Origin of the sequence: Vibrio sp. 2-2(8) (assembly GCF_963888495.1) — a bacterium.
Taxonomy (GTDB): domain Bacteria; phylum Pseudomonadota; class Gammaproteobacteria; order Enterobacterales; family Vibrionaceae; genus Vibrio; species Vibrio anguillarum.
The window spans coordinates 289,217-300,872 of record NZ_CAWPJM010000051.1 but is presented as its reverse complement, the minus strand read 5'-3'; the positions used below and the strand labels follow the sequence as shown (position 1 = coordinate 300,872).

General features: G+C 44.9%; 10 protein-coding genes. 6 read left to right on the top strand and 4 right to left on the bottom strand.

The genetic code is table 11. From position 1 onward, the window contains the following. Positions 1-174 precede the first annotated feature (174 nt). On the bottom strand, positions 175-819 hold the full coding sequence (gene ompW, locus AACV12_RS14080; RefSeq protein WP_026028654.1) for an outer membrane protein OmpW: 645 nt from the start codon (positions 817-819) through the stop codon (positions 175-177). A gap of 398 nt (positions 820-1,217) precedes the next feature. Here ompW and AACV12_RS14075 point away from each other — a divergent pair, with 398 nt between their 5' ends. Then, entirely contained in the window at positions 1,218-1,622 is a 405-nt protein-coding gene (locus AACV12_RS14075; RefSeq protein ID WP_017047402.1) for a cystatin domain-containing protein, read from the top strand. Positions 1,623-1,713: 91 nt separating this feature from the next. Here AACV12_RS14075 and AACV12_RS14070 read toward each other — a convergent pair whose 3' ends face one another. Next, positions 1,714-2,889 carry a lytic polysaccharide monooxygenase gene (locus AACV12_RS14070; RefSeq protein ID WP_094149570.1) on the bottom strand — a complete coding sequence of 392 codons (1,176 nt, stop codon included), beginning with the start codon at positions 2,887-2,889 and terminating at the stop codon, positions 1,714-1,716. Positions 2,890-3,383: 494 nt separating this feature from the next. Between AACV12_RS14070 and glpT the strand changes: the two genes are divergently transcribed. Both glpT and glpQ read left to right on the top strand, forming a co-directional pair. Next, the gene (glpT, locus tag AACV12_RS14065) at positions 3,384-4,760 is read left to right on the top strand and encodes a glycerol-3-phosphate transporter (RefSeq protein WP_026029046.1); all 1,377 of its coding nucleotides are present in this window, start codon (positions 3,384-3,386) and stop codon (positions 4,758-4,760) included. A 99-nt stretch (positions 4,761-4,859) separates the two neighbouring features. Continuing rightward, positions 4,860-5,921 carry a glycerophosphodiester phosphodiesterase gene (gene glpQ / locus AACV12_RS14060; protein WP_026028651.1) on the top strand — a complete coding sequence of 354 codons (1,062 nt, stop codon included), beginning with the start codon at positions 4,860-4,862 and terminating at the stop codon, positions 5,919-5,921. A 63-nt stretch (positions 5,922-5,984) separates the two neighbouring features. On the opposite strand, the gene AACV12_RS14055 is transcribed toward glpQ, so the two are convergent. Next, entirely contained in the window at positions 5,985-6,869 is an 885-nt protein-coding gene (locus AACV12_RS14055; protein WP_170900575.1) for a LysR family transcriptional regulator, read from the bottom strand. Between the two features lie 85 nt (positions 6,870-6,954). On the opposite strand from AACV12_RS14055, the gene budA reads away from it, so the two are divergent. The 3 genes from budA to AACV12_RS14040 all read left to right on the top strand — a co-directional run bounded on the left by budA (position 6,955) and on the right by AACV12_RS14040 (position 10,311). Then, the gene (gene budA / locus AACV12_RS14050; protein WP_069212237.1) at positions 6,955-7,752 is read left to right on the top strand and encodes an acetolactate decarboxylase; all 798 of its coding nucleotides are present in this window, start codon (positions 6,955-6,957) and stop codon (positions 7,750-7,752) included. A 100-nt stretch (positions 7,753-7,852) separates the two neighbouring features. Then, positions 7,853-9,556 carry an acetolactate synthase AlsS gene (alsS, locus tag AACV12_RS14045; RefSeq protein ID WP_170900573.1) on the top strand — a complete coding sequence of 568 codons (1,704 nt, stop codon included), beginning with the start codon at positions 7,853-7,855 and terminating at the stop codon, positions 9,554-9,556. After that, positions 9,553-10,311, top strand: a complete 759-nt coding sequence (locus AACV12_RS14040) for an SDR family NAD(P)-dependent oxidoreductase (RefSeq protein ID WP_170900571.1) — start codon at positions 9,553-9,555, stop codon at positions 10,309-10,311. The genes alsS and AACV12_RS14040 overlap by 4 nt, the downstream gene beginning before the upstream one ends. 393 nt (positions 10,312-10,704) lie before the next feature. On the opposite strand, the gene AACV12_RS14035 is transcribed toward AACV12_RS14040, so the two are convergent. After that, positions 10,705-11,322 carry a hypothetical protein gene (locus AACV12_RS14035; RefSeq protein WP_170900569.1) on the bottom strand — a complete coding sequence of 206 codons (618 nt, stop codon included), beginning with the start codon at positions 11,320-11,322 and terminating at the stop codon, positions 10,705-10,707. Positions 11,323-11,656: the final 334 nt, after the last annotated feature.

The following is an 11,656-nucleotide window of genomic DNA, read 5'->3' as shown; positions in this document are numbered from 1 at the left end:
CGCCCATGTTTTTTGTTTCCTCTTACTTGTGGTGAATAAGAGGTTTACTTCTAACATGGGCACTTCTGCGGGCAATAGCCCCAAGGTTCAATCACCACCGCCCAAGGCGGTGGTTTAGGGGTGACAATTGAAAAAGGCAGCGCTCGCTGCCTTCTATTAATCACCTTGCTACCACTAAAACTTATAACCAGCGCCTATCATAAATACCCAAGGATCAATGGTCACATCAGTTCTCTGCTCGACACCTTGATACTTATAAGTCGCTTCAGTTTCAATATCGGCATACCAAACTGATGCATTCAAAAACCACTGTTCGTTGAGCATATAATCAAAACCAGCATTGGCCGCTAAACCCCAAGAATCTTTGAGTTTGAGATCCGTTAAGGTTGCACCACTTCCCGTACTGTTAAAACCTTCATCGAAGAACATGGTGTAGTTAATGCCCGCTCCAACATAAGGACGGAATTTCGATGACGCTTCACCAAAGTAGTATTGCAACATAAAAGTTGGCGGTAGATGTTTTGTTTCAGCAATGTCACCTAAGTTCAAAAGATTGGTTGAAATAGTATGGCTAAAAGGTGTAGCCGCTAACACTTCAAAGCTAATATTGTCGGTGATCATATAGCCTATTGTTAAGCCAAGCTGAACGTTTGAGTCCACAGCAAGCTCTTCATTTGAGCCTAAAATACCATCGCTGCTATCATTGGGCACCACAGCGGCAAGACCGGCACGCACAATAAAGTCACCTTCTTTGTGGGCAAAAACATTCGTAGAAACAAGAGCAGAAAGCACGGCAAGGCCGCAAAGTGTTTTTTTCATTGTGATTTCCTTTTTGTAGGGCGGGGTAATAGTTTTTATTTGCGCGCACAGTAGCACATAAAAACCACACTTTTTTGATGGAAATCAATTTGTAAAATTTATCGCCGATCAGCTTACAACTCTGCAACCTTGATCACTTTTCTAGGCATAAAAACACACAGTCATGTAATGCATTTTTTATGAGCATCACACCTAGCCTAACGTTGAAATGGCTTTGTTATTTATGGTTAAAAACTGACAGTATTGGTAAGAAATAGTAATAGCGTTTTATTGTCAGAAAATATCATCATAATTTATCACGCACCTAACAGAGCTTGACGGACTCCTCACACCACAATTGTTAATATGAACTCCTCAGATTAACCCTTTCTGCTTTTCTAAAAACAAAGGACAACTCAATGAAACGATTTCTTTTACCTCTATTTGGTTTGCTCGCGTTAGCGGGGTGTGATCAACAAACACAAACAGAAAGTACTAAGGCTCTAGAGCCCACCGTGATGGTGACGGAAACAGATGCCGTACCGTCACCCATCTGTGCAAGCGAGTTGATGCCGGGAGGTTGGCAAGCGACAGAAATTACCGACGAAGCTAAAGAAGCGTTGAAGAGCGCTTTAGCACAAATGGAGAGCAACGCACAATTAAAAGACATTATCGATGTCCGTTCACAAGTGGTTAACGGGGTGAATTATGCCATTGAGTTTGAAATGGATGATGGCAGCATTTGGAATGCGATAATCTATCGCAGTTTAGAAGGTGATTACTCGTTAACCCAACCAGCAAAACAAGGCAAATTGTGTGAATAACCTCATCTCATAAGCCATTATTAAACCAGAGTTAGAGAGTAAAAAGAGGCCATGCCCTCTTTTTACTACTCGATACTATAGCTATTTAATACTATCGCCATACACCCCATTCACCCGTAGTTCCGGGCTCTTCATTTTTTGTCCACCACTGTGCGGTCCAAGTTTGCTGCTTGTGCATAACGACATCACCGGACGTATAAATTTTAGTCGCATTCCAAGCATTATCGGGAACAGGTGGCTGTGGCGTTTCCTCTTTTAGCAAAGAAAGCTGATAACTGTAAGTCGCGTTTGGAGCAAACACACGGTTAGCATACACATTCTGGCTATCGTACATATAGTGATTCATTTCTTGGTGCCAAATACCAATAAACCACTCCCCTTTTTTCACTTGGTTAAACTGACCTGCCATTTCCGCTGGCCACGTTGCTGTATTATTGGCTGAAATCGCTAAGCTGATATCGGTCGTTTCATTGCCATTGGCATCGAAGGTACGCAAACGAACCGTATCGCCAGATTCAACAGGACCGAAACCTTGTGAAAGATAACCACCAAGATCGCTGAGATTCTGCGCAGGTTCTGATGGGTCTGTCGGATCCGTTGGATTTGATCCACCACCGCTAAAACTAATATCACTGCAGTTATAAAAACCTTCGCCCGCGGCATCAATACGTTGCCAGCGAGTATAAAGCACAGCATCACCACTTCTATCGGCAGGCAGGGTAATCTTGATGCGATATTTTTTATCCGTCCCCACGGTGATATTACCTTTGGTATCAATAAGATCCAGATCATCCCAAGTTAATGGGGCCTCACCGGTATAAGTAGGTTTAGAGAGATAAAACTCCCAATAAGAGGGGTTATGTGGCGCGGTAGCATTAAAGACTAATTCGATTTGTTGATTAGCGTCTAAATTCACGGCCGTTTTTTGCCAATGAGGTGAAGCAACATCTAACCCTGCTTTCGCGTTGCTGCCTGCGGAGCACAACAAGCCGTCGCGAACAACAGCTTGAACATGAGCCATGTCACGATAATTTGCCACATTGGCCGCAACTTCATTGCGTTGTACAAAAGGATAAGCTCCGGACTGATCAAAAGCCGCTTGGCATGCTGCATTAGGGATCGTATTACTCCAAAAACCACCATCTAAGTAACAGGTATTTTGCCGCGCGCTCGGAAATTCAACCCAACCATGAGCTTGTGCATGAGCAGAAAGCAATCCGCTCAATGAAAGCAAACCCAATACACTGACTTTATTAAAATTATTCATCATTCTTCCTTTTTGTATTATTAGCATCAATGCCACAGAACGACACTCTGTAACACATGAATTGCCAATCAAAGCTAGCAAGAATTATCAATAGACAGTGTCAAATCTGGGTAGGAATACTGGACTATTTGCTTATTTTGCCACTCTCTTTCCAATCAAAAAGGATATGAATCATTGAACTCACAGTGAGTTTCGAGTGACTTCATGGTTTAACAATTTTTGCCAACTTTCCTTATCTGCGATTTAATTGACGACAAAACAACCAAAAACAAACATCTCGCGAACAAAAGTGAAAACGATTACATCTCAATTTAATGGCACTAACCATGAAAAAATGAAAACTAATCATTTGTTTTTATGCACAAATTAATTCCCTTGTAACATTTGTCACAGAAATACATTCAGTTGCACACGACAATGCCGTTCTCTTTCGAATGAAACATTTTTTATCGTTCGAGCTTTAGAACCATCGCACTACATTAATGAGGTCAACTATGTTTGGTATCTTTAAACCCCAAGCGCATATCGAGAGGCTCGCTACTGAGCGGCTAGATAGCACTTATAGCCGCTTGCGCTGGCAGTTATTCATCAGTATTTTCTTCGGCTACGCAGGCTACTACCTTGTTCGTAAGAACTTTAGTTTGGCGATGCCTTATTTGATTGACCAAGGTTTTAGCCGCGGTGATCTCGGGGTAGCTCTTGCCGCTGTGTCGATTGCTTATGGCTTATCTAAATTCTTAATGGGGAGCGTTTCTGACCGCTCTAACCCACGCTACTTCTTAAGTGCAGGCCTTTTAATGTCTGCGTTAGTGATGTTCTGTTTCGGTTTTATGCCGTGGGCAACAGGCAGCATTACTGCGATGTTTATTTTGCTGTTCTTAAACGGTTGGTTCCAAGGTATGGGCTGGCCTGCTTGTGGCCGTACCATGGTTCACTGGTGGTCACGTAAAGAACGTGGGGAAATTGTTTCTGTATGGAACGTAGCCCACAACGTCGGCGGTGGCTTAATTGGTCCCCTTTTCTTGTTTGGTCTTTGGGCATTTAACGATGACTGGCGCGCCGCATTTTACGTTCCTGCCTTTTTTGCGACCTTAGTTGCCATTTTCATTTGGATGACGCTGCGCGATACGCCGCAATCTTGTGGCTTACCACCGATTGAAGAGTATAAAGATGACTACCCAGACGACTACGATAAATCTCATGAGAATGAGATGACCGCGAAGGAAATCTTCTTTAAGTACGTTTTCTCTAACAAATTGTTGTGGTCTATCGCTATTGCCAACGCTTTTGTGTATCTCATTCGTTATGGCGTATTGGACTGGGCTCCTGTTTATTTGAAAGAAGCCAAAGAGTTCACCGTTGATAAATCTTCTTGGGCGTACTTCTTGTATGAGTGGGCAGGTATTCCGGGAACGCTATTGTGTGGTTGGATATCCGACAAAGTATTCAAAGGCCGTCGTGCTCCTGCGGGCATCTTATTCATGGTTCTTGTTACCTTTGCGGTACTCATTTACTGGTTTAACCCTGCCGGTAACCCAGGTATCGACATGGCGGCTCTTGTTGCGATTGGTTTCTTAATTTATGGCCCAGTAATGCTGATTGGTTTATACGCACTGGAACTGGCTCCGAAAAAAGCAGCAGGTACCGCAGCTGGTTTAACAGGTTTGTTTGGTTATCTCGGCGGCGCAGTAGCGGCAAATGCGGTATTGGGTTACACCGTTGACCACTTTGGTTGGGATGGCGGCTTTATGATCCTAGTCGCTTCGTGCGGTATTTCTATCCTTTGTCTGCTGTATGCCTACATTGGCGAGCGCGCTCACCATAAAGAAAAAGACAGACTTGCGGAAGAAAAAGCGTCAACGCCATCATAAATCTGACACCTAAATGTGTTGAATTTGCGTTACGCACTGTTCACTTTGAATCAAAACTCTCCCCCTGCAACGTCAGGGGGAACTTTTAAGGATAACAACATGAAACTGACACTACTCGCACTTTCCATGGCTACTTTAGCTAGCTCGGCGTGGGTTCAAGCAGAACCATTGGTGATAGCCCATCGCGGCGCTTCCGGTTATCTGCCTGAACATACCCTTGAAGCCAAAGCGCTTGCTTACGGCATGAAGCCTGATTTTATTGAACAAGATGTCGTGATGACCAAGGATGACCAATTGGTGGTTCTACACGATCACTACCTTGACCGCGTCACTGACGTTGCAGAGCGTTTCCCTGACCGCGCACGTGGTGATGGCCGCTATTACGCCATCGATTTTACGCTGGCAGAGATCAAAAGCCTGCGCGTAACTGAAGGTTTTAATATCGATGACAAAGGCAATAAAACCGCTGGTTTCCCCAACCGTTTCCCTCTTTGGAAATCAGACTTCACCGTCCCAACCTTAGCGGAAGAGATCGAGCTGATCCAAGGGCTGAACAAAACGCTCGGTTACGATATTGGTATTTATCCAGAAATCAAAGCGCCTTGGTTCCACCGCCATGAAGGGAAAGACATCAGTAAAGCGGTGCTGAAAATGTTGAAGGAATATGGTTACGACAGTCAAGAGTCGAACGTTTATCTGCAATGTTTTGATCCTATCGAGCTAAAACGCATTAATGATGAACTGCTTCCAGCAATGAACATGGACCTCAAACTGGTTCAATTGATGGCCTACACCGATTGGAATGAGACCATGATCTATGATGGCGACCAAGCACAGCCATACAGCTATGATTGGATGTTCGAAGCAAACGGCATGAAGCAAGTCGCTACCTACGCCGATGGCATTGGCCCGTGGAAACCTATGTTGGTTGACGACGCTTCAACCAAAGAAAACATCATCATCAAGCCATTGATGAAAGCCGCTAAAACCGCCGGATTAGTCGTTCACCCTTATACCTTCCGCGCAGAACCCGATCGCATTGCACCTTATGCCGACAGCTTTGATGGGATGCTCGATGTGTTCTACAACACTGTAAAAGTAGATGGTTTATTTACGGACTATCCCGATAAAGCAGTGGAGTTTTTGCATTCAACTCGCTAAGTAAGCCTGATTAACCTTACCACTCTGACACGCTTCATCCCCAGTATCATCATGCTGGGGATGTTATTTTTGGTGACTTAATGCCTTCACCACCTTAAGCACATGCTTATTTAAGTTACTGGCTTCCCAAAGCACCGCAATTTGGCTGTTAAAAGGCATCTCCTCGATAGGAGTGATCACGGCAGAATCATCGATATGTTCAGCCAGTGATTGGGGTACAACAGCTACGCCAAATCCCGCCTGAGCCATTGCAACCATAGACCTCAACTGTGGAGCCGAAAAACGTCGATCGACACGGATGCCCACATCGTCAAACAGCGCTTTCATACCATCATGCAATGCTGGCCCCGTTTCACGAGGAAACAACAAAACGTACTCATTTTTTAACTGAGCTAAAGTAAGGCGATCTTTTCCAGCCAATGGATGCCCTAAAGGGATCACCGCGACAAAAGGCTCTTCAAATAAAACCACCCGCTGTAAAGACTCACTGGCATAACAAGGTAAACGCACCAATGCTATATCCAACTGCTTAGCTTTCAGCTGCTCAACCAACTCTGGCATCGCTTGCTCAACCGCAGTGAGATTCACGTTTGAAAAATTGTCCCTTATCTCCCGCACTCGGGATAATATTTGGGTATTCATCGCAACCGAAGTCGCAAAGCCCATCCGCACTTCATTTTTTTCTCCACGCGCCAGCTGTTTTACTTTCGCCTTCGCTCGATCCACATCATTTAAGATGGTAACCGCATCGACATAAAACATTTGCCCAGCCTCGGTCAGCTCTACCCCACGTGGTAAACGCTTGAATAACAGCGTACCGAGCTCATGCTCCAATTTCTTTATTTGTTGGCTCAACGGTGGTTGAGCAATACCTAACACTTCAGCCGCTCGTGTGAAATGGCGCGTTTGTGCCACCGCCACAAAATACTTGAGATAGCGAAACTCCATATCTTTTCCATATAGAAATAAATCTTATTTATATTGGATTTAGCCACGTGGAGAAGTCAATCTAAATATACACTTTATTGCATAAATGGTTATTCTCATGCGTGGATTCTACACTCCGCTTTGTGCTTGTTCTCTCGATGTAGCAAAAGAGTTTGCTGAATATCATCATGTAACGGGGGATGGAGAGATTTACCAAACTTCGTTGATGAGTGCGTTGATTGCTGGCGTTTATGAAGGCGCAACAACGGTTGAACAACTGCTGCAACATGGCGATTTTGGCTTGGGCACATTCAATCAATTAGACGGCGAGCTCATTGCGTTTGATAAAGAAGTTTTCCAATTAAAAGCCGATGGTTCGGCTAACCCCGCACACTTAGCGCAGCAAACTCCCTTCGCCGTCATGACTTTTTTCACTCCTGATGTCGAAGTTCCCATCACCTCTAAAATGTCTCGTGCTGACGTTCATCATCTGATTGATGAGCTAGTACCCAGTGACAATATTTTCTGCGCAGTACGCATTGACGGTTTATATCAGTTTGTCAGAACGCGTACCGTGCCGCGTCAAACTCGCCCATTTCGCCCAATGTTGGATGTTGTAAAAGAGCAGCCCACATTTAATTTCACCTTCAAACAAGGCGTTATCGCCGGTTTTAGAAGCCCGCAATACACCACAGGTATTAACGTTCCGGGGTATCACGAACATTTCATTACCGAAGATAGAAAAGGCGGCGGCCACATACAGGACTACTCTATTTCGTCGGGCTTTTTACAAATTGGCAAAGTATCGCGCTTGGTAATTGATACCCCGACTTCGCTAGATTTCCTTAAAGCCAACCTAGCTCCCAATGACATCCGAACCGCGATTGAAAAAGCGGAAAAATAGCGCTGAACAGGAGAAAAAGAATTGAATTGAAAAAAGCCGCCAGATAGCACCACCACTTCGTCAAGAAGTGTCAACGTCAGTCAACAATAAGGGTATAAAAATGAATACAAAACCTACCACTAGAAATGGCGCTCAATTAATCGCTCAACAGCTGGAATCTTTGGGTGTCCGCTATATTTTTGGCATTCCGGGGGCCAAAATTGATCGGTTATTTGACGCCATTGAAGACACCAATATTCAAATGATCCCAGTGCGTCACGAAGCCAATGCGGCCTTTATGGCCGGCGTCATCGGCCGTTTAACCGGCAAAGCCGGAGTCACCATGGTGACCTCAGGCCCGGGCTGTGGCAACTTGGTTTCAGGGGTTGCCACTGCCAATTCAGAAGGTGACCCGCTGGTCGCTATCGGCGGCGCGGTCAAACGCGCAGACCAACAAAAGCAAACGCACCAGAGTATGGATACCGTCAGTATTTTCCGCTCTATCACAAAATCCAGTGCAGAAATTCAACATGTTGATGCCGCCAGCGAAGTGATGGCAAATGCCTTTCGCACGGCAGAATCAGGCCGACCGGGGGCATGTTTCGTTAGCATTCCCCAAGATGTGTTATCCGACCACACTCTCACCGATATTATTGTTCCATCACGTAATGTTCATTCAAGCCAAGCCAACCCAGAAGCGATCGAAGAAGCCATTACCCGAATCGAGCAGTCACAGCGCTGCGTCGTCTTACTCGGCTTACACGCCAGTCGCGCTGAAAATGCTCAAGCCATCAGCCGTTTTTTGCGCACCACTCAACTGCCTGTAGTCGGAACCTATCAAGCCGCTGGAGCAGTTGATATTAACTATTATCACCATTTCGCTGGCCGCGTAGGTTTATTTAACAATCAGCCCGGAGATGTATTGCTGCAAGATGCTGACCTGATTGTCACTATTGGTTTTAACCCTATCGAGTACGACCCAGAGCTTTGGAACGCAAAACAGTCCCCAATCATCCACTTAGACATTGAACCAGCAGAGTATCAGCTCAATTACCAACCTTGCGTAGAAATTGTCGGCAACATCGTTCAATCACTGGATGATATGACCGATTGTGTCACCAATTTCGCACGCCTCTCTCCCAAAGCCTTATCGATTTTAGAGGAAGTGGCGCAACAGCGGCAGATAATAAAATCCTACCCTACTCGTCAATCTCAGCATGGGTTTCATCCATTAACCTTAATCAAAGCGATGCAATCCATTATTACCCCAGACACCACTTTGTGTCTGGATATGGGCAGCTTCCATATCTGGATTGCGCGCTATTTAAGCTGTTTTCGCGCCCGTCAAATGCTGATTTCAAATGGTCAGCAAACCATGGGCGTTGCCCTACCTTGGGCGATTGGTGCAAACCTGCTTAAACCCAGCACCAAAGTGGTCTCTGTTTCTGGTGATGGCGGCTTCATGCAATCAAGCATGGAGTTAGAAACTGCCGTCCGCCTAAAATGCAACATTGTACATATCATCTGGGTCGATAACGCCTACAACATGGTCGAGATACAAGAGATGAAAAAGTATCAACGCCCGTCCGGAATAAAATTTGGCCCGATAGACTTTAAAGCGTATGCCGAATCATTTGGCGCGCAAGGCTTTGCCGTGACCGAACGTCATCAACTGATGCCTATGCTGCATCAAGCCATGGAAACTCAAGGACCTGCTGTCATCGCTATCCCCGTTGATTACAGCGACAACTACAAGTTGATGCTACCCAGAACACAAGAAAATCGAGATCCAATTTTTGAGCATATCGAAGGAGAAACAATATGAATGGTTTAACCCATAAAGTCGCTTTAGTCACGGGTGCTGCCAACGGCATCGGCTTTGCGATAGCACAGCGTTTATATGATGAAGGGGCCAATGTAGTACTGGCCGACTGGAATGAAGAGCAGCTCGCCACCGCCATCGAAACTTTTGACTCAACACGCGTCGCGGCGCAAGTGATTGACGTCTCCGATCCTAAAAAAGTAAAAGCCATGATCGATAGCGCCGTATCACGCTTCGGTAAACTCGACATTTTAGTCAACAATGCGGGCATCCACATCCCCGGCTCCGTCTTAGAAAGCAGTATTGAAGATTGGAAGAAAATATCAGCGGTGAATATTGATGGCGTCGTGTATTGCTCTAAATTTGCCTTACCTGAACTGCTAAAAACGCAGGGGACCATAGTCAACACCGCTTCAGTCTCTGGCTTAGGTGGCGACTGGGGTGCCGCATTTTACTGCGCAAGTAAAGGCGCGGTAGTCAACCTCACTCGCGCCATGGCGTTAGACCACGGTGCCGCTGGCGTGCGAATTAACGCCGTGTGCCCAAGCTTAGTTAAAACCAATATGACCAATGGTTGGTCGCAAGAGATTAGAGATAAATTTAACGAGCGCATCGCTCTAGGACGCGCCGCAGAACCGAGCGAAATTGCCGCCGCAGTGGCCTTTTTAGCCAGCGACGATGCATCGTTTATCAATGGTGTCAATTTACCCGTCGATGGTGGCGCTACCGCTTCCGACGGCCAACCTAAAATCGTTTAACCACGAAAATTCAGCCAGTACCCAAACCATTTTCCGTGCTGGCTGACATTTTAAAACCGCATAATTCAAAACAAGCCCCATAAACCTTTCAGCCCTAAACGGCCTCCTTTTCCACAATTAGTACAACTCCAACAAACACGAAACTAATTCCCTCCCCTTTTAGGGGAGGGTTAGGGTGGGGTGTTTCTTGGTTTCTGGCAGCACCCCCTCCCAACCTCCCCCTTAAAGGGGGAGGAACAGAACGGTATCAGCTTCCACTCTAGAGCATATAATTGGACAGAAACAAGTTAGAGTAAAAACAAATATAGGTCTTTGGCATAATAAGAAATAATGAGGCTCACTCTTCAAGGGTACCAAAAATCCCGATGATAGAGCCATGTATTACATAACGCGCTAAAGAACTGACACTTCACTTAACTGCTTTCTTTTACTCAAGATATTGCATGATTTCGAAGTCGATTGAATATATTGATTATTCAGATCACGTATATCAGAGTATTTTGAAACTGTTCTAACAAAAACAGGTAAATCATAGTTATCCACTTCATTTGTTTTTTCAATACCATCGAAATACTCGGGATTGTAAACACCTAACTTTCCAGCCCACATCTCTCGGAGATAGCTCAACCATTCGGGTTGGGCTGTGTCTATAATTGAAAGTCGAGCCTTTGAATTTAGATAGGTAGATATCGCACTATTGGGGACCCACCCAGATAGGTAATCTTCAAAATATAACTTTTCGCCTATAGACTTTGATTTTGCTAATGAGACGATGTTAGCCGTGAAATAATTAGCATTTTCTAAATACAAGTTTGAAGCAGCACAGCATGCATTGCCATCCGAGTGTAGAAGCAAGTCATTATCCGCAAAACCAAAACTCATACCTTTAGACCTAGTTTGGACTGCTATTTCTGTTAAGTTAGGCACTCTATAGTTAGCTGGAAGTATGTATTCTCCCCCCTGTTTTAGTGCGCCAAGTTTTTTATAATAACCAATAGGGTTCCCTTTCAATATGTCGATTAACTTACTGCCAAACTTTTTGTTTGCATCTATAGGGCACTTTAAATACTCAGCAGAAATGTGTTTTACACTAGACGAAGCGGCTAAATCTAGAACGTGACTGAAGAATTTCTCATGTCCCGGAATTATTGGCTGAAACCTAAAACAAACTGGAATACCTTCACTATCCAGTACCTTAGCGGACTTTGTGCCGATAGAGAGACATGTGAAAATCAGGAGTGCCGCTACACCTTTTGATCCTCAACACCAAGAATACTTGGCAAAGAGAAAGTCAAAGAGGCAAAGTCGCAACTCTTGGCATGAGCCTGCTCTCACTGCTTTATAA

What these genes read in the sequence shown, in the direction of transcription:
- ompW (WP_026028654.1), bottom strand. Translation starts at nt 819, where the DNA reads ATGAAAAAAACACTTTGCGGCCTTGCCGTGCTTTCTGCTCTTGTTTCT.
- AACV12_RS14075 (WP_017047402.1), top strand. Translation starts at nt 1,218, where the DNA reads ATGAAACGATTTCTTTTACCTCTATTTGGTTTGCTCGCGTTAGCGGGG.
- AACV12_RS14070 (WP_094149570.1), bottom strand. Translation starts at nt 2,889, where the DNA reads ATGAATAATTTTAATAAAGTCAGTGTATTGGGTTTGCTTTCATTGAGC.
- glpT (WP_026029046.1), top strand. Translation starts at nt 3,384, where the DNA reads ATGTTTGGTATCTTTAAACCCCAAGCGCATATCGAGAGGCTCGCTACT.
- glpQ (WP_026028651.1), top strand. Translation starts at nt 4,860, where the DNA reads ATGAAACTGACACTACTCGCACTTTCCATGGCTACTTTAGCTAGCTCG.
- AACV12_RS14055 (WP_170900575.1), bottom strand. Translation starts at nt 6,869, where the DNA reads ATGGAGTTTCGCTATCTCAAGTATTTTGTGGCGGTGGCACAAACGCGC.
- budA (WP_069212237.1), top strand. Translation starts at nt 6,955, where the DNA reads ATGGTTATTCTCATGCGTGGATTCTACACTCCGCTTTGTGCTTGTTCT.
- alsS (WP_170900573.1), top strand. Translation starts at nt 7,853, where the DNA reads ATGAATACAAAACCTACCACTAGAAATGGCGCTCAATTAATCGCTCAA.
- AACV12_RS14040 (WP_170900571.1), top strand. Translation starts at nt 9,553, where the DNA reads ATGAATGGTTTAACCCATAAAGTCGCTTTAGTCACGGGTGCTGCCAAC.